The sequence below is a fragment of the Dinoroseobacter sp. S76 genome, from assembly GCF_049801095.1.
Lineage (GTDB): Bacteria > Pseudomonadota > Alphaproteobacteria > Rhodobacterales > Rhodobacteraceae > Dinoroseobacter.
This window is the reverse complement of sequence record NZ_JBNAGH010000006.1, coordinates 39,098-61,951: the sequence shown is the minus strand read 5'-3', so window position 1 is coordinate 61,951 and position 22,854 is coordinate 39,098. Positions and strand designations below refer to the sequence as shown.

Sequence of the window (22,854 nt, the reverse complement as noted above, 5' to 3'; positions counted from 1 at the left end):
CGGCCGGGGCCATCAGGACAGGTGGTGGACATCCTGGAGGCCATAGACCGGGGTGGGGATCCCCTCCATCCGGGCCTTGATCTGTAACGACAGGAACTGCGAGTAGTGCCGCGACTGGTGCAGGTTGCCCCCATGCATCCAGAGGTTCGGAACCTGGGTCGGCTTCCACATATTGCGCTGCTCGCCTTCCCACGGACCGGGATCCTTGGTGGTGTCCGAGCCAAGGCCCCAGACCTTGCCGAGCTGGTCGGCTTTGTCCTGACCCATCAGGTCCGCGACCCAACCGTTCATCGAGTTGTAACCCGTGGCATAGACGATCAGATCCGCCTCAAGCTTGGTGCCGTCATCGAGGATCACGCCGTCTTCGACGACTTCGGTGACCTGCCCGCGCTTGAGCTTGATCTCGCCATCGATGATGAGCTGGCTCGCGCCAATATCGATATAGTAGCCTGAGCCGCGCCGCAGGTACTTCATGAAGAGCCCGCTCTCGTCATCTCCCCAGTCGAGCCAGAAGCCTGCCTTTTCGAGACCCGCATAGAACTCCTTGTCGCGCTCCTTCATCTCCGCATAGGCGGGGATCTGGAACTCGTGCAGGATCCGGTAGGGCAGGGAGGCGAAGATCAGGTCGGCCTTTTCGGTGGTCACCCCGGCATTCACCGCCTCCTCGGAATAGAGCGCGCCGAGGCCCACATCCATCAGCGTGTCCGACCGCACGATATGGGTTGAGGAGCGCTGAACCATGGTCACATCCGCCTCGCCTTCCCAGAGGGCCGCACAGATGTCATGGGCGGAGTTGTTGGATCCCACCACCACGCACTTCTTGCCTTTATAAGCGTCCGGACCCGGATGCTTGGAGGAATGGTGCTGGTCGCCCTTGAAGGTCTCCATGCCCGGGAAGTCTGGCATCCGGGCCTTGCCGGACATGCCCGTGGCCATCACCAGCTGCTTGGGCTTGAGCGTGACCTCTTCGCCGTCGCGATCCACCACGATGGTCCACTCGCCCGCCGCCTCGTCAAAGCTGGCGGATTTCGCGGTGGTGCGGGTCCAGTAGTTCAGCTCCATCACCTTGGTATACATCTCGAGCCAGTCGCCGATCTTGTCCTTGGGGCTGAAGACGGGCCAGTTCTCGGGGAACTTGATATAGGGCAGGTGGTCGTACCAGACCGGGTCATGCAGGCAGAGCGACTTGTAGCGGTTGCGCCAGCTGTCGCCGGGGCGGTCGTTCTTCTCGACGATGATCGTGGGCACGCCGAGCTGGCGCAGCCGCGCGCCCATGGCGATGCCGCCCTGTCCGCCGCCGATGATCACGCAATAGGGCTGTGTGGAATAGCCGAGCTCGGTCAGCTCCGCCTCGCGTTCCTCGGCCCAGGTGGTGCGGTTGCGGCCCGCCCCGTGTTTCGCGCCGAGGGGGCGGTCAAAGCCCTTCGGCTCCTCATGGCCCTTCAGCTCGACCATGGTGGTGAGCAGGGTCCAGATCTTGCCTTCCTTGAGGCGGATCAGCCCGTAGCCCCGAGCGACATCGGTCTCAAACGTGATCCAGGCGGTGGTCACGCCGTCTTCTTCGGTGGCGAACTCGCCCTCGGCCACATGCCAGTTGCGCGGCTTGGTCGTGGCCAGCTGATGGGTCAGCATATCCTCGACCTGCGCCTTGCCCTCGACGGTTTTGATGTTCCAGGTGAAGGTCACCAGGTCCCGCCAATAGCAATCGTCCTGAAACATCTCCACTGCCCCGGCAATGTCGCCCGCCGCGAGCGCGGCACCGAAGCTTTCGAGGAAGGCCTCTGTCTGGTCATTCACGGTTGTATCAAGCATCACGTCCTCCCGATTGTGCGCTGTCGGGGGCAAGCCTGCCCGAGAAATACGGCCCAGGGCTACGTCCGGGCCGGAGATCTGCGTAAAAAACCATAAGACGGGCGCGGTGCCGTTGCGCGCGCAACACCGCGCAACAGGGGGCGCGGGGCGTCACGAGGGCGGTGTCAGCCCTGCTTTGCGCACCCGCCGCAAAACGGTGGAGCGGTTCACTCCCAGCCGCCGTGCTGCCTTGGACATGTTCCAGTTGCAGGCATCGAGCAGGCTCTGGAGGTCCTCCTCCGGCGTCTCGTCGCGGCCCATGAGCCCCGGCGCGGGCAGGTCCGGCAGGTCGATCACCTGCCCCTCGGTGACAGCGGCGGCCACATCGAGCGCGGCCTGAAGCTCGCGGATATTGCCGGGCCAGGGGCGGGCGGTCAGCTCGGCCTTGGCGGCGGGCGAAAGGCTCAGATCCTGCGCGCAATGGCGCCGCATCAGCCGTGTGATCAGCCAATCCAGATCATGGCGCAGGCGCAGGGGCGGGATTTCGACCCGGTGCCCGGCAAGGCGGAAATACAGATCCGCGCGGAACTGGCCCGCGCGGACGGCATCCGCCAGATCCCCGGTGCTCGCCGCGATCACCCGCAGATCCGAGCGCGCCTCGATCAGGCTCAGCACTGCCGCTTGCCCCGCCGTGTCGAGATCCGCAACGCCCTTGAGGAACAGTGTGCCTTGGGCGGTGTCCGGCAGTTTCGCCTCCACAAGCCCGGCGCAGCGCAGGACCGAAAACCCCTCCCCCGGAGGGCCGCAGAGATGGATCGCCCGGGCGAGCCGTTCCTTTCCGGTGCCGGTCTCGCCCTCCAGCAGCAAGGGCACCTGGGTTGGGGCGAGCTGCGCCAGCTTGCGCAACAGTGGTGAGAGCACGGGGTCGGGGCCCGCGAAACTGTCGAGCGGGCCGGGCAAAGCCGCTGCCGGGGCGGCGGGGCGCGAGCTTCGCGGGGCTTGCGGGGCGATGGCATGGCCGAACACGCCGCGCCCGTCGCGCAGGCGCAGCACCCGGTCCTCCGTGGGCCGTCCGCGCATCAGGTCCGGCAGATCGTCGATGGACATCTCCATCACCGTATCGATCCGCGCCCCGATCAGGGTCGCGGGATCCTCCTCCCCCAGCACGGTCTGGGCCGCATGGGTCATGCCGATGATCCGCCCGGACCCGTCCAGCGCGACGGCAGCCTCGGGGTCCACTTCGAGAAACTCGGGCGAGGTCGAGAAGCGCAGCACCCAGTCGCGTCGCGCCGTGGTCATCAGGTTCGCCATCTCCACCCGCCGGGCCGAAGCCTTCACGAGGCTCATGGCGAGGTTCTGGCTCGATTTCGGTCCCGGGGAGCGCAGGAGCGAGATGTCGAGCACCGCAGAGAGCTGCCCCAGACTGTCATAGATCGGCGCCGCCGTGCAGGAGAGCGGGATATGCGCAAGGCCGAAATGGTCGTCCTGATGGATCGTAACCGCCTCGCCTGTCACGATGCAGGAGCCGACGCCGCAGGTCCCGGCCAGATCCTCGGACCAGTCGGAGCCGAGATAGAGCCCGGCGCGCCGCAGCTCGTCCTCGAACCTTGGATCGCCGAAGAAATCGACGCAAACCCCCTGCGCATCGGCCAGAAGGAGCACGTAATTCTGTCCGGCCACCTGCCGAAACAGCCCCTGCAACCCCGACCGCGCCACGGCGATCAGCCGTTCGGATTGCTCGCGGTGGGCGCGCAACTGCGTGTCGGTAACGATGTGCGGCGCGTCCCCGCTCGTGGGGTTCAGGCCATAGGTATCCACGCAGCGCCGCCAGCTTTCGGTGACGATCGCATCCCGCCCTGTGCCGGTGGCCTTGCCGCTGACGACACGGTCAATCTCCGTGACATGTGCCAGATCGCTCATGGCGTCCTCCCCTCGCCAATCCCGCCCCAGCCTAGCAAAACCGGGTCTTCAAGGCGACACTGCTTTGGTGGCGGGTGGATTGGCCCTCGGGCCGGGCGCCTCACGAGGTGGTGAACTCCGACCTTCGGCGCGTAGCGAGACGGCACTTTTCTTGCTACGGTCGCGCAGCCCCGGGGCGCGCGAGAGGCGCTCCGATGCCGGACGATCTGGGAGGAGAGCCTATGACACGTATCACCGCGCTGACCATGACAGCCGTTTTTCTGAGTACCACGACCGCCTTCGCCGCGTCCCAGACGCCGCTCGAGGATCCGATGAAATCGGGCATGTGGGACTATCATCAGGAGAACCTGCTGGGCGATCCGGCGGTGATCTCTTTCGATGACAGGGTGATCGTGCGTGGCCCGGCAGAGGCCGAGGATACGGTGAATGTGCCCCTTCTGGTGGATGCGACCGCCTTTGAAGATGTGGAGGAGATCGTGATCTCTGCCGATTACGGCCCGATCCCCCATATCCTGACCTATTACCCCGGCGAGGCAGAGGCCAAGATTTCCCTGCGGTTCAAGATCGACCAGGCGACGGCGATCCGCGCCTCGGTGCGCACGGCGGATGGCGCCTGGCATGTGGGCTCGACCTATATCGATGCGGCGGGCGGGGGCTGCACCGCGCCGGCGGCGGCCTATGCCAATGCGGATTGGTACGACAAGCTGGGCGAGATCCATGGCCAGATCTGGCCCGCCTCGGGCCGTGCCCGCATGGTGGTGGATCACCCGATGGATACGGGCCTTGCTGGCGATATCCCGGTCTTCATCATCGAAAAGCTCAACATCCAGAACGATGCGGGCGAGACGCTTGCCCATCTGGAGCTGAAGGAGCCCGTGAACGAGGATCCGGCCTTCACCCTCTATTTCGATCCCGCGACCATGCCCGCTGCGCTCCATGTGGATGGGCGTGACAACAACGGGAACGAGATCGAAGGCCTGCTCACGGCATCCGAGACCCACTGATGATCACGAGACGGACGAGCCTGGGCCTTCTGGCCTCGGCGGCCCTGGTGCGCCCTGCGCGCGCCGCCAGCCGCCTGAGCTATGACCTGCGCCCCCAGCCGGTGGCGAAGGGGGTCTGGATGATCGAGGGCAGCACCGATTACTTCACCATGCAGAATGGCGGGGCGATCGTGAACTGCGCGCTGTTGCAGGGGCAGAGCGGCCTGATCGTGGTCGATACCGGGGCGAGCCTGCGTTATGGCGAGGCGCTCAAGGCGCTGGCGGACGGGCTCGATCTGCGCGGGGTCTCGGCGGTGGTGAACACCCATCACCATCCGGATCATTTCTTTGGCAATCAGGTCTTCGCCGACAAGCCGATCCATGCGCTGGGCGAGACGATCCAGCAGGCCAATGAGAATGCCGATGCCTTTGCGGACAATATGTACCGGATCCTCGGCGACTGGATGCGCGGGACCGAGCCGGTCATGCCGCGCAATGTGATCGCAGGCGGAGACATCACCATCGATGGGCGCGTGTTCGAGGCGCTGCCGCTCTCGGGGCACACCGCAGCCGATCTCGCGCTGCTGGATCGCGAGACCGGGATCCTGATCACTGGCGATCTGGTGTTTTACGAGCGCGCCGCGACCACGCCTTCGGCTGCATTGCCCGATTGGCATGCCTCCCTCGATGCGTTGGAAGCGCTCCGCCCGGAGGCCGTTCTGCCTGGCCACGGGCCGCTTGACCGCTCCGGCGCGGCGATCCCCCAGACCCGCGCCTATCTGCGCTGGCTCGAGGAGACGTTCCGCGGTGCTGCCGCCTCGGGTCTCGATATGATCGAGGTGATGGATCTGGAACTGCCAGCGGAGTTCGCCCGGCTCGGCTCGGAACCGGAGGAGTTCTACCGCTCGGTCTCTCACCTCTATCCGCAGATCGAGCGGGAGGTGATGCCCCGTGCCAACTAGGCGCGGGCGCGTCCCGCATCAGTCCACATTCACGGGCACCGGGGTGGCGGGCACAAGGACCCGTTCCTCATCCAGCCAACCATCGGTGCCCAACCGGAACCAATAGACCGCGCTATAGCCCAGATCCGAGATCCGCTGCGCCGCGTTCCAGCTCATCCAGCAATCGGCAATGCAGAAGACCACGATCGGCTGCGCGAGGTTCCCCTCGGTCGCGGCGGCGAGATTGCTTTCCAGATAGGTCTGCATGGTCGGGCTCAGCCGTCCGCGCCCGGTTTCCGGCAGCCAGAGCGCGCCGGGCAAGCTGAGCCGTTCTTTTGACACGAGCCATGTGCCGTCCAGCTCATCGAATCGCGACTGGGCCGCGCCGAACACATCGAGCACCAGCGCGCCTGCCTCGATCAGCGCAGCGGCGGTTTCCGTGTCCACCAGCACCGCAGGCGGCGGGATATCCGTCGGCGTCGGCGCGCGCTGCCGCCCGATCCGGTATCCGGTCTCTGGATCAAACAGATCCGGACGTTTCGCGCGGGCTTCTTCATAGGTGGCGGCCAAGCCGGGCAGCGGGGCGAGCAGGGCAAGACAGAGCAGGATCCGGAGCATGGTGCAGCCTAGCCCGGCGCTCTGCGCAAAACCATGCTCGAGACAACTGAGTAAAAGACTCGGAATTGACTTTCCCGACTAAAGCTGTCAACTTTGAGTCCAACACCTCCAAACCCAAGAGCCCCGGCATGAAAATCGAGATGACGACAATCGCGGAAGGACCCGTCCGGATCCCGGAAATAGATGTTCGAAAGATGCTGGGCGACGATTTGCGCGCTTACCTGCGCCTTGATGAGCAGATCTACACTCTTCGCATCACACGCAACGGCAAGCTCATCCTCACGAAATAGGAGCGGATATGGCCAAGACCCCCAGCCCCTGCATTGATGTCTGCAAGTTCAAGCGGCAAGGCCATTGCATCGGCTGTTCCATGACGAAGGCTCAGAAGTCGCTGTTCAAGAGCCTCAAGAAGGACAGTCACCGGGAGGCGTTCGTGGCCATGCTGGTCCAGCAGCAGAAAATGCTCGGAAAATACAAGCATTGGGCGCCGGTCTATATGCGGAAATGTCTGAAGAAGAAGGCCAAGCCTGTGCAGGCCGTGCGCGACGCAGCCTGAGGCCCCGTCGCGCCAGATCGTAAGGGTTCAGCGCAGGTGCGAGCGCAGGAACCAGGCAAATTTTTCATGGGTCTGACCGCGCGCGATGCAGAGATCCTCGGTCAGGGTATCGCCATGCTCGGCGGCCAACTCTCCGCAGCCCGCCAGGGTCGCGGCCAGGGTCTCCTGCGCAGCTTGCATCGCCGCGATCATGGATGTTGCATCCCCATGGCCGTCATTCTCGGCGACTTTCGAGCGCGCGATCATGCCCGCGAGCGTGCCTTCGGCATGGGCATCCAGCGCCTTGATCCGCTCGGCCAGATCATCCTGGGCCTGAAAGTGGTCTTCATAGATTTCCTGAAACAGAGCGTGGAGCGGGCCAAATGCCATGCCGGTCACGTTCCAGTGGAAGTTTTGCGCGAGCATCGTGGTGACAGCGGTCTCAGCAACGGACTGATTCAACGCGTCTGCAATCGCCGTTTGCGCGTCCTGTGACAAGGCGGCGGCGGTTTGGGTCATGCTACCCTCCGTAAAGTATGTATGATTTTTGGCTGGCGTCGGGCTGGCTGTCACCCAAACCTAGACTTGTTATAAGTCTTGGCAAGCACCAAGCAGCATGCGCACCGCGACACGGGCGGGTCGGCACACGCGTCGCGCGATCAAAAAGTGCAAACTATCCCAATCGGTTGCATCGATCCGGTCCAGCATGGCCAGGATCCAGGCCTCGTCGAAGGACAGACTATCCTCTCCGACTCGGTAGATGGTCAGACGCCGGTCGATGGCTTCGGGCAGACAGGCGGTGAGGCTTTCGAACGGATGCGCCCGGTGTCGGTCCAGAAGGCAGGTCTGCTCCAGCGAGCGATAGGGCCGGAACCGTGTGGTGCGCGCAGCCTCCCGCAGAGCGGTGAGGTGCGCTTGGCTCCTCTTCGACAGCGACGCAACTGGTCGCTCAGGCGCCTTGGCGGGACGGAGGTCGGAGGAAAGAGGCACAGCGTGCAGGGGCATTGCGACGGTCTTCTGTCGAATCTATTCCCGAGTAGATTTATCGGAAATCGACCTGTTTGGCAATGCATCCGGGTAAAATTGTCAGGATTACGTGTCACCCGGAAGTGTTAATCCCGCATTACGGGCATAGACCTTGGCCACAGCCGCATCATCCTCGGATCCAAGCCCGGAGCCCGCCGCCGCCATGAATTGCTGCAAGGCCGCTGCCGCCAGGGGGGCCGAGAATTTTGCCTCCGCCGCGATGTCGAGGACGATGCCCAGATCCTTGGGCCAGATATTGACCGAGCTGCGCGGTGTGTAGTCGCCGTCGACGATATGCGGCCCGCGATTCTCGAACATCCAGGAGGAGCCTGCGCATTTCGAGATCACCTCGACCGTTTTGGCCGGGTCTACGCCCTGGGTCATGCCAAAGGTCACCGCTTCGGCCATGGCGGCGATATGGGTCCCGGCGAGCATCTGGTTGATCGCCTTCATGGCGGAGCCCGCGCCCGGCTCTGGCCCGAGGCCGAACACCGTCTCCGCCATCGCCTCCAGCGCCGGGCCCGCGCCAGTGAACGCCTCGGCGGAGCCGGACGCCATGATGCTGAGCGCCCCTTGTGCGGCCTTGGCCGCCCCGCCCGAGATCGGGGCATCGAGATAGTGGAGGCCAGCCTCTGCACAGCGCGCGGCCATCGCCCGGGCAAAACTCGGCGGGACCGTCGCGCAGGCAATGACCGTGCCGCCCTTGCGCAGGCGCGGGGCCCAACCATCTTCGCCAAACAATACGGCTTCGGTCTGGGCTGCGTTCAGAACCGCGATGACCAGCGTGTCGATGGCCTCGGGACGCGCGGCCAGCCCGCCTTCGGCCTGAAACCGGGACATGGGCTCGGGCGCGATATCCGCGCCAAAGACCGCGTGCCCGGCCCGCAGCAGGGATTGCGCCATTCCATAGCCCATGGAGCCCAACCCGATCAGAGCCATCGTTTCCGTCATATCCTAGTCCTTTCGAGTCCGCAGCGCGCGGATCAGGGGCAGGCTGAGCATGCCCGCCGCCGCAATGGTCAGGCCGAGCGCGATCGGGTGGCCTGTGAAGAAGGCCCCGAAATTGCCGTCGGTGATGATCAGCCCCTGCCGCAGGCTGAGCTCCAGCGTCGGGCCCAGCACCATGCCGATCACCAGCGGCGCCATCGGGTAGCCTTGCCGCCGCAGGATGAAGCCAAGGATCCCGGCCCCGGCCATCACCAGCAGGTCAAACGGGTTCCCGCGCACGAAGAAGACGCCCACGGTGCAGAGCAGCGTGATCACGATCAGCATATAGGCCTCGCGCATCCGCAGGAGCGGCGCGGCCATCTTCGACACCATCATGCCCAGCGGCAGCAGCATCAGGTTGATCACGAAGAACCCGGCAAAGATCGAGGCCATGAGGACCGGGTTGTCTTCCATCAGCCTGATGCCCGGCGTCACCCCATGCAGGGTCAGGGTCGCGAGCATCACCGCCGTGATCGCATCCCCGGGAATGCCGAGCGCCATGGTCGGTACCAGCGCGCCGCCAGTTACCGCGTTATTGGCGGATTCCGAGGCGATCAGGCCATCAGGTTCCCCCTTGCCGAAATTGTCCTTGGTGGGGGCGGAGCGGCGCGCTTCGGCATAGGAGATGAAGGCGGCGGTCGCAGCACCCGTGCCGGGCAGGATGCCCACGCCATTGCCGATGGCCACGGATTTCACGAGGCCTCGGATTCGACCCTTCCATTCCGCGAGCTTGGGCAGAACGATCCCCTTGAAGTCCACCAGCATCCCCGCCGGGTCCGGCCCGGAGCTGGCGCGGATCAGCACTTCCGACAGGGCAAAGACCCCGATCACCACCGCCAGCAGGTTGAACCCTGCGATGAGCTGGAACTGCCCGAAGGTAAAGCGCGCCTCGCCCGTGATCGGATCGCCGCCAACCGTCGACAGAAAGATCCCCAACATCCCCGCCATAAGGCCCTTCACAAGGCTGCCTTCGGAAACCGAGACAATGCACGTCAGGCCCAGCAGGATGAGGGCAAAGGTCTCGATCGGTCCGAAATTCAGGGCAAAGGCGGCCAGTTGAGGTGCCGCGAAGATGAGAACGATGGCCGATACAAGGCCACCGGTGACCGAGGCGATGGTCGCCCAACCAAGGGCCTTTCCGGCCTCGCCGCGCTGGGCCATGGGGAACCCGTCAAGGCAGGTCGCTGCCGATTGCGGTGTCCCGGGTGTGTTGATCAGGATGGCCGAGATCGAGCCGCCATAGACTGAACCCGCATAGATCGCCAGCAACAGTAGGATCGCCGGGGCCTGATCCATGGTCAGGGTGAAAGGCAGGATCATCGCCACGGCCACGGTCGAGCCGATCCCCGGAAGGGCGCCAAGAATGATCCCCAGCATGGTGCCGAGGCTCAGCACGAGGAGCCCTTGTGGCGACAAAAGCAGGGCGAAGGCCTGGGGCAGAAGCTCAACCATTCAGAGCCACCAGACAAATGGCGAGACCGGCAGGGGCATGGTCAGAATGTGGTTGAACAGGAGCACAAGCCCGCCGGGCACCCCAAGGGAGATCCCCGCAAGGGCCAGCGGATTGCGCACCTCCAGCACCCAGAGCATCCCGAAGGCGAGCGGTACGGAGCAGAGGAAAAACCCAAGCTTCGGCAGCAGGATCACATAGGCCACGAAGGCCACCGAGATCACCGCGACCGTGCCCAGCCGGATCGGTTTCGACGCGCTCTGGGCCATGACGTCGCTCATCACGTTGAGCAGGGCGAGCGCCACCCACATCATCAGCACGATCCGGGGGAAGAACATGGGGCTGAACGCACCGCCCAGATCCGCGAATTGCAGGCCGAAGGTGCTGAGCATCAGCCCCGCCCCCACCAGCAACAAGATCACTGAGACGACCGATCTTTCGGTCAGCATACGCGTCATCCCGCCCCTCCCCGAGCAAGAAAGCGCCGCGCCCGGAGAGGTCCGGACGCGCCAACTGCGTTTGTCTTAGAGGCCCGCGGCTTCGATCAGCGCGCCATTGGACTCGTATTGCGCCCGGAAGAACGCTTCGAACTCCTCGGAACCGCGATAGTTGATCACGGTGGAGGTGTTGGTCGCGAACTCCTGGAACCCGTCCGAGTTCACAGCCGTCTCGCAGGCAGCCTCAAGCTTGGCGACAACCTCGGGCTCAACACCGGCGGGCGCAAAGAGGCCACCCCAGAGATAGAGCTCGTTCAGGGGCGCTTCGATCCCGGCCTCGGCGGCGGTGGGCACATCCGGGTAGTTCTCGAGCCGTTCGTCATTGAAGACCATCAGCGGACGGAAATCGCCGCGGGTCATCAGGATCTCGGTATCGCCGAAGAACTGAATGGTGCCTGCGGCCATGGCCTGCACGGCGGGGCCGGAGCCCTGGAAGGGCAGGTGCTTCAGCTTGTCGAGCACACCCAGACCGGCAAAACCCGCCACGGTGGTCAGGTGGGTCATCGCGCCCGGACCCGAGGAGCCGTAGATCAGCTTGCCCGGATCCGCCTCGATGGCCGCAACAGCTTCTTCGATGGTGGTGTAGGGGCTGGAGGCCGTGGTGAACAGGAGCGTCGGCGAGGCCGCGACCGAGCAGATCGGCGTCCAGCTGTCCACGTCATAGGGGACGTCCTTGATCTGCGGCTGGATCGTCGAGACGGTGATCGAGAAATAGCCCAGCTGGTAGCCATCCGCCCGCTGCCCGGCCAGCGCGCCCGCCGCCACAGTGCCGGAGCCCCCGGCCATGTTCGACACGAACGCGTCGCCGCCAATGGCTTCGGCGAAATGCGGAGCAAAGCCGCGCAGCAGCAGGTCCGTGCCGCCACCCGCGTTGAACGGGGCAATCAGGTTGATCGGCCGCTGCGGGAAGTCGTCGGCAAGCGCCGCTGTTCCCACCATGGCCACGGTCGCGCTCAGGAGCGCGGAGAGCGTCAAAGTCTTCATGTCTTCCTCCCTGGTATCGCCATTATTGCGATTGGTAACGTTGTCACGGCATATGGTAACGTTGTCAATAACCCTGTTATAGGGCTATGCTTCCCCACATCCACCGATTGCAACTGGAGCTTGCCGTGCCCGATGGGGACTCTCGTCCGACGCTGAAACATGTGGCCGCCCGGGCGGGTGTGAGCCTGATTTCGGCGTCCCGGGTGATGCGCGGCGCGGCCAATGTCTCGGCGGATCTGCGCGCGAAGGTCGAGGCCGCCGCGTCCGAGCTCGGCTATAGCCGCAACCGGATCGCGGGCTCCCTGCGTGGCCAGTCGAGCGACCTGATCGCGGTGATCGTGCCCTCCATGTCGAACCATGTGTTCCCGCCCATTGTCGACGGGATCGACGCCGCTCTGCAGGGCAGCCGGTTCCGCCCGGTCCTCGGCATGACGGGCTATGACATCGCCACGGAGGAGACGATCCTCCGCGATCTCCTCTCCTGGACCCCGTCGGCGGTCATCCTGAGCGGGGCAGAGCATACGGAAGGGGCGCGCAAGCTCCTGTCGCGCCATTCCGGGCCGGTGGTCGAGATGCTCGACACGGATATGGAGCCGATTGATCTTGCGGTCGGAATCTCCCAGCGCGCGGCGGGGGAGATGATGGCCCAACACCTGATCGCGCGGGGCTATCGCCGGATCGGCTTTGTCGGCGCCTGGGGCGGGCGGGACATGCGTGCGGCCAAACGGCTCGCCGCACTTGCCGCCGCGATCGAGGCGGCAGGGCTGCCGCCGCTGGTCCAGCATATCGCGCCCGAGCCGTCTTCCCTGCCCGTGGGGGCCGAGGCTGTGGGGACCCTGCGCGCCATGGCCCCGGATCTCGACGCCGTAGTCTTTGCCAATGACGATCTGGCGCTGGGCGCGCTCTTTGCCTGCCAGGGGGCGGGGCTGTCCGTGCCGGACGACCTGGCGCTTGCGGGGTTCAACGGGCTCGATATGTGCCAGGTGATCGCGCCGCGGCTTACCACGATCCAGACCCCGCGTTTCGAGGTGGGGCGCAGGGCGGGAGAGAGCCTGCTCGCGGCGCTGGAGGGGGACACGCGGCCCGATCCAGCGACGCTGCCACTGCGCCTGATTGAGGGCGAGACGACCTAGAGATAAGGCTCTAACAAAGGGCGAATCGCGATCTGGGCGCGCAGGCGGGCGGCCAACAGAAACATGCCGCCCATCTTGCGCTGGAGATAGAGCGCATCCATGGGCGGGATCACCCAGAAATCCCAGTCCTCGGCAAACTCCATCCCGGCCTGCCGCAGCTCCCGCACCAGCGGGGTCGTGGCAAAGTCGGTCGGGTCCGGGCTGTGCAGGGGCTCCATGGCCAGCTCGACCATGTCTAGGATCGGCTCGCGGTGTTTGGGGGCCGTGTCCGGCTCGAGAAACCCGATATCCTCCATCGCGACCCGGGTCGCGGCGCGGTTTCCGGAGAGCCCGGCGCGCATCAGGGTGCGGTACTGGGCAACCAGTTCGGGGGCAAAGGCGCGCGATGCTCCGAAATCCAGCAGCACGATACGACCGCTCTCGGGCTGGTAGCGATAATTGGCGAAATTCGGGTCGGTCTGCATCAGGCCGAACTCAAAGAGCTCCCGCAGCATCAGCCGGATCAGGCCCGAGACGACCCGGTTCCGCGTCTCCGCATCAGCCTCGGTCAGATCCTCCACCGCGACGCTGTCCACAAAGGCCATCCCGAGGATGTCGGGCGTGGTCAGATCCGGCTGACCCGCGGGCACGAGGTAGTCCGGATCCCCCTCCAGCAACGCGCCGAACCGGGCGAGCATCTCGGCCTCGCGCCCGTAATCCGCCTCCTCATGGAGCTGGCGGCGCGCTTCCTCCATCAGGGGGGCGAGGTCGATCTCCTTCGGGACGAGGCCAGACATGCGCAAGAGGCTCGCCACATTGCGCACGTCGCTGTCGATGCTGTCGCGGACGCCGGGATACTGGATCTTGAGCGCCACGTCGCGCCCGTCCTTGGTTCGGGCCCGGTGGACCTGCCCGATGCTCGCGGCGGCCACGGGGCGGACATCGAAGCGCGCAAATTTCCGGCGATACTCCGGCCCCCAGTTCCGCTTGAGCACCTGATCGAGCTGTTGCGGCGGCATGAAATGCGCATCCGCCCGCAGATGACCGAGGACTTCGGCCAGCTCTGTGGGCAGAAAATCTCCGGCTTCGAGGCTGAGGAGCTGACCGACCTTCATGGCCGCCCCACGCATCTGTGCAAGTTGCGCTGTGATCCGGGCGGCATTGCCGGGGGTCAAGAGCAGCTCTTCGAGCCTGGGCCTCTTGCCGGTCAGAAGCTGCCGCCCGCCCGCCACCGCCATGGAGCCTGCGACGCCCGCGGCCATCCCGCCGAGCCGCGCCATGCGCGACGCGCGGGAGTTAGGCACGGGCAACCCGCGCGGTTCATGGACATATTTGGTCATGGGGGGCGAGCTAGGGCGCAGTCGCTCCCCCGCCAGCGGTTACTTCAACTGCAGGCTGCTGACCCGGGCCGCGATCTTGCCGTCCGTGTCGTCACTATCGGCGGAGACGCCAAGCCCGATCAGCACCGGGGCTTCCTCGCCAAAGGCCTTGCGATAATCCGCGCGCAGATCGACATTTTCAGCGAACTGACCGGTGCCCGGCCCGCGCTTGACGATGGTGACAAGGCTCGGGTGATAGGGGCTCGGCAGCACGGCGTTCTTGGCGTGATCGCCACCCCAGACGTAAACCAGCGCCCGGGTCCCCGGTGCCTTGAGCAGCTTGCGCGCGGAGTTCGGGTTCACCGAAGCGGCGGTCCCCTCATCGGTGAAGACGAAATAGAGCGCGAGGTTGCGGTCATCGCCCCCCTTGCGGCGCAGATCCGTTGCGCCCACACCCTCGGCCACGGCCCATTGCCAGGAGGCCTTGCCCGCATCCCGCGCGCTGGTCGGCACGGCCCGCCACAGGAGCGAGACCGTCCCCTTGGAGATCACGTCGAGCGATCCGCCCTTTTGCACGAAGTCATTCGTGAACAGGCGCAGGAAGCCCTGCTCGCGCCAGGACCCGTCAAAGGGCACAGGCTCCGCAAAGGCCGGGGTGGACAGGGCAAGGGCGAGGGCGGTGAGTGTGGCACGATATGTCATGCCCTCTGAGCTAGCGGGCCGGGATGCGTCCGGCAAATCAACGGCTCTCACGCCTGTGTGACGCTCTGTTGCAATGGGCGCTTAGCGCAGTCGGACCCAGAGGCTCGCCGCGACGATCAGGGTGGATCCGGCAAGGAGCGACAGGGTCGGCACCTCGTCAAAGACGAAGAACCCGACTGCCGTGGTCAGCACGAGGCTGAGATAGCCGAGAATGGCGAGCATTCCGGCCTCTCCCAGCTTGTGGGCCCGCAGGAAACAGAACTGCGCAGCCTGGGCGAAGGCGCCGATGGCCAGAAGGGTCGGCCAGTCCCCGGGCGCGACCGGGGTCCATTGAAAGGCGGCCACCGGGGCCAGCACAAGCGTCAGCCCGGCTGTGTAGAAGGTCATCAGCACCACCGTCGGCGCGGCCTTCAACCGCCGGGTGACGATCACCGCACCAGTGCCCGCGAGGATCGTCACCGCCAGCGCCCAGAGCGCCGGGTCATAGGCCACCGCCCCGGGTTGCAGCGCGATACCAACGCCGCAGAGGCAGACGAGCCCGGCCACCCATTGGCTCCGCCGGATCGGTTCGGCCAAAAGCAGCGCCGCCATGGCCATCAGGACCAGAGGTCGGGTGAAGTTCATCGCCGTGAAGAGTGCGAAGGGCACCCGTGCGATTGCGTAGAAGGAACAGGTCAGCGCCAGCGCCGAGAGCCCGACGCGCAGCCCATGGAGCGGCAGTTCCGTGATCCCGCGAAACGCCACGCGGTCACGCCAGATCCACGGCAGCATCAGGATCAGGCCGACGCCTGCCCGGATCAGCACGAGCTGGACGGCGGGCACCTCCAGCCCCATGGCCTTGACGATGGACAGCGCCCAGATGTTGAGCGCCATATCCGCCAGAAGCCACCCGCCCCCGCGTCGGTTGTCACTGGCGGGCGCGGCTTGGGCGGGCGTCGTCACCGGGGGCGCGGCGCGGTCAGGTTCATCATCAACCGGAACGCGCCTTGGGTCAGACGCTCCATCTGGTGATGCAGGATCAGGGCGCAATGGATATGCCGCCCCGCGCCGATCTCGGCCGCCAGAAGCGCGCCGCGATGGGGGGCCTCATCCGGGTCAGCCATCTCCAGAAGCGGGGTATAGGCCGCGTCCCATGACTTGGCGAAATAGAGCCCACGCTCCTTGTGCCAGCCCTCCCAATCGGCTGGGCCGATCACGTTCGGACTGGTCAGGCAAGGATGATCCGGGACGAGATGGGTGACCTCCGCCCGCTCATCTGTGACCCGCCAGCGCAAGGAAGGTTGCCCGATCTCCAGCGGACGGGGCGCCGTGCGGCTTGCGTCCCAGTTGTCCCAAGGCCGGTGATAGAGGGTCAGCAACGTGCCGCCCTCCTCCACCCAGTGGTGGATCGCGGGCAGCGCCTCGGCCAGACCGGGCCGCATACGGATCGCAAAAATCCCGATCACCAGCGTGTCGTATTGGGCGAGTGCCGCGGCATCGCCAAGCTCGCGATCTTCCAGCGCGGTAACATCCGCCCCGACAGCGCTCAGCCAATGATCGACCCGATCATTGCCGCCGCCGATATAGCCGATCCGCCCGGTATGGGGCGTGGCCTCCAGCACGCGGATCTGAACCTCCGCAGGTCGCGAAAGAAGCCGCGGCGCGGTATGATCATAGGCGATGAGCTGGCTCTCATGGGCGGGCGCACCGTCGAGGGTCAGGGGCAGGCGATAGAGCCTGTCGGTCAGATCCGCAGGTAGAGCTACGCGCAGACCGGTGGCCGTCGGCTCCGCCTGCCAACCCTCGGGCAGGGTGATCCCGGCCTGCGCGCCATGGGGACGGATGTCGTGCAGGGGGATCTCGATCGTTTCTGGCGGCGCTGCGCGGTTCACGACGATCCGTGTATCGTCACAGACGAGGCTGCGCGCGGGCTGCACGAGGGGAGGCGTCTCGAAGGGCAGAAAACTCTCGCTCTCGATCCCAAGCGCGCGGGTCACCACGCGCAAGGCCGGGGCGGGGGGCGCGTCGGGCAGGAAGATCGGCGGATAGGGGTCGGAGGGCGCGGCCTCAGCGTCCGGGCCTATGCCCGCTTCGGTTTGGCTCCAATCCGGGGGCAGATGCGGTGTGACCGTGATCTCTGCGGTCTCCGCAAAGGCCTCTAGCGCCCAATCGGTCGTCTCGCCCGGGTTCAATAGAGCCGTGTCGCAACGCCCCCGCACCTCAACCCCAGCCGCGATGCGGATCAGGGTCGAAAGCTGGGTAATCTTGCGCGCGATCCGGTGGGCGCTGCGGGGCGGGTTCCGAGCTTCCGCCGCCCGGCGCAGGGCCGTGAGGGCCGCCGTGGCCGCCTCCAGGATCACGGTCTGGTCCGGGAAAGCGGCCATCGCCCGGGCGATCTGCGCCTCCGCCTCAGCCAGATCCGCCTTTGCCGCGCTGTCGAGGGCGTTCAGCGCTGCGGGCAGACCTGCGGACACCGTGTCATCGGCCCCGGATGTCCGCCGCTGGGCCAGATGCAAGGGAATGTCGCGACCCGCGCCGCTGGGCACCCAACGCCCCATGGCTTGTGTTCGGTGACAGGCGCGCGATTGCTGCCCGATCTGGGCATAGTCCCACCCGGTCACCGGATCGGTTCCGGCGGCAGGGACGGTCAGGGTGGCTGGCGGCGGCGGCAGATCATCGTCATAGGCCTGCCCCGCGCCGGACATGGCGGGCAGATAGAGCTTTGCGATTTCCCAGGGCGCACCGAGCTCCGGGGCATAACTCGGGTCTGCGGCCAGATCGAACACCTCATGGGCGGCTTGGGTCATGGCCCGGTGATGACCGTGCTGGCCCGGCACATTAAGAAAGGTGGTGCAGAGAATATCCGGCATCTCGGCCCGGATGACCTCGACGAAGCGGCGCAGAGTGCGCTCGCGCCCCCAGTTGCGCAGGGTCTCTTCACCGGATTTCGAGAAGCCGAAATCGAAGATCGCGTCCTCGGGATGTTCGGACAGCCAGTAGAGCCGCAGGGGCAGGACCTCCGCCGCGCGCTCCATCTCGGCGGTGCGCAGGGTGCCGAGCGCGGTGGTCGCCTCGGTCCCGATATCGTTCTGCCCGCCTTCGCCGCGATTGGCGCAGACATAGCTGAGGTCGATCCCGTCGCGCCAACTGAGCGCGGCGAGCATATCCGAGATCTCATCATCCGGATGGGCGCCGGAATTCATGAAACTGACGGTGGTCTGCAGCGGGCGTAGGGCGCGCCAGAGCGCGACAATGCGGGGGACGGCGCGCTGGGCGGCGATGCGGGTCTGGTCCGGGGTCGGCATGGCGACGGTTCCTCAGGCGGAGAGGCTGAATTGCGGCGAGAGCGCGTTGCTGAGCACAAGGGCAGCGGCCCCGCGCGTGGCGGTCAGACGCCCGCAGGTGCCGACCTGCAGACGCGGGTGCAGGCGGTCGGGGCGGTTGGCGACCGAGATCTCCGGGAGGGTGATCCGTGCGACCATGGCCTCGACAATCTCGGCGGGCATGGCGCCACCGAGCAGGATGGTCTCGGGGTCAAACAGGTTCTCCAGCAGGGGAAGAACCTGCGACAGCGCCGCCGCGGCCCCGTCGATCCAGGAGAGCAGCGCCGGGGTTCCATCCGCGTAATGGCGCGCGAGGTGCTCGATCTCATCCCCGGGCAGGCCGGCGCTGGCCAGATGGCTTTGAACCGCGTTGCGACTGGCGCAGGCCTCCAGCGTGCTGGGGCCCTCCGGGGTCATAACGGGGATCTGGCCCATCTCGCCCGCATTGCCAAAGGCGCCGGTGATGAGTTGACCATGGGCGACGAGCCCCAGCCCGAGCCCCGCGCCGAAATAGAGATAGGCGAAGTTCTGCAGCCCTTGGGCGATGCCGCCGAGCCGCTCCGCCATGGCCGCTGCATTGGCATCGTTCTGAACAAAGACCGGTCCGTCCAGCGTGGCCTCGAACGCGCCCTGCACATCCATATCCGTCCAGCCCGTCAGATCCGCCGAGGCCCCGGAGAGCCCCGTCGCGCCAAAGGGTCCGGGCATGACAAGCCCCGCGCCCAAGAGCTTGTGGGTGGCGCGCGGGCAGCTCGCCAGAAGCCGCTGTTTCAGGCTCTTCACAAGGGGCAGAATGGTCTCGGGCGAAGTGTCGGTCAGGGACATGCGCTGGGTTGCCTGCACCCCTCCGCCCAGATCCAGAAGCGCGCCGACAAGGGCGGTCTGGCGCACCTCGATCCCCAGCGCGTAGGCGCCGCCCGGATTGATCTGATACTGCATCGCCGGCAGGCCTCGCCCGACCGTGCGCGCGCCGCAAGGTTCCAGCAGGCCGTCGGTCTCCAGATCGGCGATGATATTGCTCACGGCCTGGGTGCTCAGCCCGGTGGAGCGGGCGAGGGCCGCGCGCCCCATGGGACCCGCGGCCTGGATCTGACCGAGGATGACATGCCGATTATGGCTGCGCGACCGGGGTGCATTGGCACCGGGGGAGGGAGGGATCAGAGCCATGTCCTCAGGATTAAGTCAAATCAGTTGATAGCTCAAGTGACTTGACCTAAGCTCGCCCCCAGTGCGGGGCGCGCGCCAGCTGCGGGCCAGGAGACACCATCAGGGAGACGATAGATGACGACAGAATTTCGCAAGCTGACCCTGGCCGGGATGACCAGCCTTCTGGCGCTGGCTGCCGGGGCGGCGCAGGCCGAAAAGGTCGAGATCGAGTATTGGCAGTATTTCTTCGATGCGCGTGTGACGGCGATGGAGCAACTGATCGAGAGCTTCGAGGCGGCCAATCCCGATATCGACGTGACGATGACCCATTTCCCTTACGCGGATTACCGCACCAAGGTCGCCGCGGCGGTGCCTGCGGGTGAGGGTCCGGATGTGGTGCAGCTCTTTTACGGCTGGCTGAACGACTATGTGGAGGCAGAGCTGATCCAGCCGCTGCCTGCGGCGGATTTCCCGCCGGAGACCATCGAGGCGGAGTTCTTCCCCATGGTTGCCGCCATGCGCGAGGGTGACAATTACTGGGCCCTGCCGACGGCGGTGCGCTCGCTGGCGCTCTTTTACAACGAGCGGCTCTTTGACGAGGCTGGCATCGACGCGCCGCCCACCACGCTGGACGAGTTGGTCGAGACGGCGGCCAAGCTGACCAAGCGCGATGGGGCGGGCAATATCACCCAGGTCGGGATCACGGCGGGCATGACCGCGCAGGATCACCACTGGTTCCGCGAAGTGCTGGTCCGGCAGATGGGCGGGGAGCCTTATCTGAACGACTACCAGACGGTGAATTACAACAGCGAGGCCGGTCAGAAGGCGCTGGAGTTCTACACCAATCTCTTTACCGGCGATGACGCTGTGAGCGCGATTGGTTTCATGGATGAGCCGCAGGCCGCCTTCAAGGCGGGTCGTGCAGGTATGCATATTGACGGGTCCTTCCGGATCGGCTCGCTGAACAAGACGCGCGGGCTGAAATGGGGTGTGACCGAACTGCCGGCGACGGCGGATGGGACGCGCTCGAACTACTCATCCTATTGGGTGAACGCGATCACGACCAAGGCAGAGGGTGCGAAATACGATGCCTCGGTGAAGTTCATGCAATACATCACCTCAGATGAGGCGATGCAGGTCTGGCTTGATGTGGTCGGTGAACTGCCCGCGAAACCCTCGGTGGGCATGACTGAGGCGAATGCCGCCGACGAGACCTTCGGACCGTTCATCCGCGGGCTGGCCTATGCCAACACCACCAAGTTCGCCAATGAGAGCGCCCAACGTCAGCTCATGGTCGAAATGGTGGAACGGATCACCCTGCAGGATGTCTCGCTTGCCGACAGTCTCGCCACGGCGGCGGAGGCTGAGCAGGCGATCCTCGACGACTACTACGCCGACTGAGATCGGTGGCACCGCCCGGGCGAGCCGGGCGGTGCGGACCCGCCCCGGACCACCACGATCCGCCCAATGGGATCCCGGGGTGGGTGAACCCCTTGCAGAGAGCCGCCTATGCCGGGCTATTCCAACCTGTCGATCAAACAGAAGCAGATCGTCTGGGCGTGGATCTTCCTCGCCATCCCTGTGCTGTTTTACGGGATCATCCGGTTCTATCCGACCGGCAATGCCTTTCTGATCTCGTTTCAGGAATGGAACCTGCTGGGGGACCGGACCTGGACCGGGTGGGACAATTACGAGAAACTGATCGCCGATCCAGTCTTCTGGAAGGTCTTCAAGAACACGTTCCTCTATCTGCTGATCGGCACGCCCGTGAGCCTCGTGATCGCATTTGCGGTGGCCTATCATCTGGACAAGCTGCGCTTTGCCCATGGCTTCCTGCGCATGCTCTATTTCCTGCCCTTCATGACAAGCGCCGTGGCCATGGCCTGGGTCTGGCGCTGGTTCTATCAGGGGGTGCCCATCGGGCTCTTCAACAACCTCTTGGCCTCTGTGGGGATCGCACAGATCGAGTTTCTGAACTCGACCACCAATGCGCTCCCGGCGGTGCTGGCCCCGGCGGTCTGGGCGGGGCTCGGATTTCAGATCATTATCTTCATGGCCGGCCTACGGGCGATCCCGACCTCTTACTATGAGGCCGCGAAGATCGACGGGGTGAGCAGTTGGACCGTGCTCACACAGATCACAATTCCGCTTTTGAGGCCGACCATCGTCTTCATCGTGGTGTTTTCCTCCATCGGGTTCCTGCGGATCTTCGACCATGTTTTCAACATGACGACGAACAATCCGGGCGGGCCTCTGAACTCCACCAAGCCGCTGGTCCTGATGATCTATGAGACCGCCTTTTCCAGCTTCGACATGGGGTATGCGGCGGCGCAGACCGTGGTGCTGTTCCTGATCCTGCTGGTGGTGAGCCTGATTCAGCTCTGGCTCTTGAGGACGGATAAATGAGCACGTTCGAGGAGATCCGCCCGACCGCCAGTACGGCGCTCGACGCCAAGGGGCCGAAGAAGCCGCGCAATATGGGGCAGGTGATCCGTTGGTGGATCCTGTTTATCGGCGGGATCCTGATGATCATGCCGATCGTCTACATGATCTCGACCTCGCTGAAATGGCCTCACGAGGTCTATAACGTCAATCTCATCCCCGATGAGCCGACGATCGAGAACTACACTTTCGTGCTGGAGGATGGGCGGTTCTATGGCTGGTTCATCAACTCGCTGATCATCGCGGTGCTGACGACGATCTCGAACCTCTTTTTCGACAGTCTGGTGGGCTACACGCTCTGCAAGTTCAAGTTTCCGGGCCGCACGCTTGTCTTCATCGCAATCCTGTCGACCCTGATGATCCCGACCGAGATGCTGGTGATCCCGTGGTACCTGATGAGCCAGAGCCTCGGTTGGCTGGACACCTATTGGGGAATTATGTTCCCCGGCATGATGACGGCCTTTGGCGTCTTCCTGATGAAGCAGTTCTTCGAGAGCGTGCCGGATGACTTCATTGAGGCCGCGCGGATCGACGGGCTGAACGAGTTCCAGATCTGGTGGACTGTGGCAATGCCTCTGGTGCGGCCAGCACTGGCGGCGCTGGCGATATTCGTGTTCCTCGGGAACTGGACCGCGTTCCTCTGGCCGCTGATCGTGACCAACTCGGTGGAGATGTACACGCTGCCCGTGGGCCTGTCGGGCTTCGGGGATGAAGCGGATGTGCAATGGGAGCTGATCATGACCGGGGCGGCGATCTCGACCATCCCGACGCTGATCGTGTTCCTTGTCTTCCAACGCTTCATCATCCGTGGCGTCGTCATGGCGGGGCTGAAGGGGTGAGCGGTGGTTCGGCGCAGCCGATGAAAGGTCCAGTGGACCTTTCAAGCCGCGAACGCGCGGAGCGCAGGCAAGTGGCCGGTCCGACACTGTCGGCAATCGGTCCAGTGGACCGATTGAGGCCCGAACGGACGGAGCCCAGGAAAAGCGGTGGTTCGGCGCAGGCGATGAAAGGTCCAGTGGACATTTCGAGTCGCGAACGCGCGGAGCGCTGGGAAGGTTGCGCGCCGAGAGCTTCTATCCCGATGGCACGCCCGTGGTGG

22 protein-coding genes are annotated in these 22,854 nt (G+C 65.1%); 8 read left to right on the top strand and 14 right to left on the bottom strand.

The window, feature by feature from the left end; translation table 11 throughout:
• Positions 1 to 12: 12 nt before the first annotated feature.
• Positions 13 to 1,812, bottom strand: a complete 1,800-nt coding sequence (locus tag ACP153_RS16490; protein ID WP_424972116.1) for an NAD(P)-binding domain-containing protein — start codon at positions 1,810 to 1,812, stop codon at positions 13 to 15.
• A 150-nt stretch (positions 1,813 to 1,962) separates the two neighbouring features.
• A complete protein-coding gene (locus ACP153_RS16485) occupies positions 1,963 to 3,711 on the bottom strand; it encodes a sigma-54-dependent Fis family transcriptional regulator (RefSeq protein ID WP_424972115.1) in 1,749 nt (582 codons plus the stop codon).
• 221 nt (positions 3,712 to 3,932) lie between these two features.
• On the opposite strand from ACP153_RS16485, the gene ACP153_RS16480 reads away from it, so the two are divergent.
• A complete protein-coding gene (locus ACP153_RS16480) occupies positions 3,933 to 4,715 on the top strand; it encodes a quinoprotein dehydrogenase-associated SoxYZ-like carrier (protein ID WP_424972114.1) in 783 nt (260 codons plus the stop codon).
• Positions 4,715 to 5,656, top strand: a complete 942-nt coding sequence (locus ACP153_RS16475) for a quinoprotein relay system zinc metallohydrolase 1 (protein ID WP_424972113.1) — start codon at positions 4,715 to 4,717, stop codon at positions 5,654 to 5,656. Before ACP153_RS16480 ends, ACP153_RS16475 begins: the two co-directional genes overlap by 1 nt.
• An 18-nt stretch (positions 5,657 to 5,674) precedes the next feature.
• Here the strand turns inward: ACP153_RS16475 and ACP153_RS16470 are convergent, their stop codons facing one another.
• Entirely contained in the window at positions 5,675 to 6,253 is a 579-nt protein-coding gene (locus tag ACP153_RS16470) for a PQQ-dependent catabolism-associated CXXCW motif protein (protein ID WP_424972112.1), read from the bottom strand.
• Between the two features lie 128 nt (positions 6,254 to 6,381).
• Here ACP153_RS16470 and hemP point away from each other — a divergent pair, with 128 nt between their 5' ends.
• Both hemP and ACP153_RS16460 read left to right on the top strand, forming a co-directional pair.
• Positions 6,382 to 6,543 (top strand): hemin uptake protein HemP, encoded by a 162-nt coding sequence (hemP, locus tag ACP153_RS16465; protein ID WP_424966194.1) that lies wholly within the window; start codon positions 6,382 to 6,384, stop codon positions 6,541 to 6,543.
• Between the two features lie 8 nt (positions 6,544 to 6,551).
• The gene (locus ACP153_RS16460) at positions 6,552 to 6,809 is read left to right on the top strand and encodes a DUF1289 domain-containing protein (RefSeq protein WP_424966195.1); all 258 of its coding nucleotides are present in this window, start codon (positions 6,552 to 6,554) and stop codon (positions 6,807 to 6,809) included.
• 27 nt (positions 6,810 to 6,836) lie between these two features.
• Here ACP153_RS16460 and ACP153_RS16455 read toward each other — a convergent pair whose 3' ends face one another.
• From ACP153_RS16455 to ACP153_RS16430, 6 genes are all read right to left on the bottom strand, one after another.
• Positions 6,837 to 7,307: a Dps family protein gene (locus tag ACP153_RS16455; RefSeq protein ID WP_424972111.1), complete on the bottom strand. Its 471-nt coding sequence runs from the start codon at positions 7,305 to 7,307 to the stop codon at positions 6,837 to 6,839.
• 69 nt (positions 7,308 to 7,376) lie between these two features.
• Entirely contained in the window at positions 7,377 to 7,793 is a 417-nt protein-coding gene (locus ACP153_RS16450; protein WP_424972110.1) for a hypothetical protein, read from the bottom strand.
• Between the two features lie 87 nt (positions 7,794 to 7,880).
• Entirely contained in the window at positions 7,881 to 8,765 is an 885-nt protein-coding gene (ltnD, locus tag ACP153_RS16445) for an L-threonate dehydrogenase (protein WP_424972109.1), read from the bottom strand.
• Positions 8,766 to 8,768: 3 nt separating this feature from the next.
• Complete coding sequence (locus ACP153_RS16440; protein WP_424972108.1) at positions 8,769 to 10,253, bottom strand: tripartite tricarboxylate transporter permease; 1,485 nt, start codon at positions 10,251 to 10,253, stop codon at positions 8,769 to 8,771.
• On the bottom strand, positions 10,254 to 10,709 hold the full coding sequence (locus ACP153_RS16435; RefSeq protein ID WP_424972107.1) for a tripartite tricarboxylate transporter TctB family protein: 456 nt from the start codon (positions 10,707 to 10,709) through the stop codon (positions 10,254 to 10,256).
• Between the two features lie 66 nt (positions 10,710 to 10,775).
• Positions 10,776 to 11,732: a Bug family tripartite tricarboxylate transporter substrate binding protein gene (locus ACP153_RS16430; protein WP_424972106.1), complete on the bottom strand. Its 957-nt coding sequence runs from the start codon at positions 11,730 to 11,732 to the stop codon at positions 10,776 to 10,778.
• A gap of 125 nt (positions 11,733 to 11,857) precedes the next feature.
• Between ACP153_RS16430 and ACP153_RS16425 the strand changes: the two genes are divergently transcribed.
• Complete coding sequence (locus ACP153_RS16425) at positions 11,858 to 12,865, top strand: LacI family DNA-binding transcriptional regulator (RefSeq protein ID WP_424972105.1); 1,008 nt, start codon at positions 11,858 to 11,860, stop codon at positions 12,863 to 12,865.
• On the opposite strand, the gene ACP153_RS16420 is transcribed toward ACP153_RS16425, so the two are convergent.
• From ACP153_RS16420 to ACP153_RS16400, 5 genes are all read right to left on the bottom strand, one after another.
• The gene (locus tag ACP153_RS16420) at positions 12,862 to 14,184 is read right to left on the bottom strand and encodes an ABC1 kinase family protein (protein ID WP_424972104.1); all 1,323 of its coding nucleotides are present in this window, start codon (positions 14,182 to 14,184) and stop codon (positions 12,862 to 12,864) included. The genes ACP153_RS16425 and ACP153_RS16420 overlap by 4 nt on opposite strands.
• Before the next feature lie 39 nt (positions 14,185 to 14,223).
• Positions 14,224 to 14,865, bottom strand: coding sequence for a DUF3047 domain-containing protein (locus tag ACP153_RS16415; RefSeq protein ID WP_424972103.1), 642 nt, complete (start codon positions 14,863 to 14,865; stop codon positions 14,224 to 14,226).
• 81 nt (positions 14,866 to 14,946) lie between these two features.
• Positions 14,947 to 15,807, bottom strand: coding sequence for a DMT family transporter (locus ACP153_RS16410; RefSeq protein WP_424972102.1), 861 nt, complete (start codon positions 15,805 to 15,807; stop codon positions 14,947 to 14,949).
• Positions 15,804 to 18,149, bottom strand: a complete 2,346-nt coding sequence (locus tag ACP153_RS16405) for a PIG-L family deacetylase (protein ID WP_424972101.1) — start codon at positions 18,147 to 18,149, stop codon at positions 15,804 to 15,806. The genes ACP153_RS16410 and ACP153_RS16405 overlap by 4 nt, the downstream gene beginning before the upstream one ends.
• Positions 18,150 to 18,161: 12 nt before the next feature.
• Entirely contained in the window at positions 18,162 to 19,334 is a 1,173-nt protein-coding gene (locus ACP153_RS16400; protein ID WP_424972100.1) for an ROK family transcriptional regulator, read from the bottom strand.
• Between the two features lie 114 nt (positions 19,335 to 19,448).
• Between ACP153_RS16400 and ACP153_RS16395 the strand changes: the two genes are divergently transcribed.
• The 3 genes from ACP153_RS16395 (at position 19,449) to ACP153_RS16385 (ending at position 22,594) form a co-directional block, all read left to right on the top strand.
• Positions 19,449 to 20,714, top strand: coding sequence for an extracellular solute-binding protein (locus ACP153_RS16395; protein WP_424972099.1), 1,266 nt, complete (start codon positions 19,449 to 19,451; stop codon positions 20,712 to 20,714).
• Positions 20,715 to 20,822: 108 nt separating this feature from the next.
• Positions 20,823 to 21,719, top strand: coding sequence for a carbohydrate ABC transporter permease (locus tag ACP153_RS16390; RefSeq protein ID WP_424972098.1), 897 nt, complete (start codon positions 20,823 to 20,825; stop codon positions 21,717 to 21,719).
• A complete protein-coding gene (locus ACP153_RS16385; RefSeq protein WP_424972097.1) occupies positions 21,716 to 22,594 on the top strand; it encodes a carbohydrate ABC transporter permease in 879 nt (292 codons plus the stop codon). Before ACP153_RS16390 ends, ACP153_RS16385 begins: the two co-directional genes overlap by 4 nt.
• Positions 22,595 to 22,854: the final 260 nt, after the last annotated feature.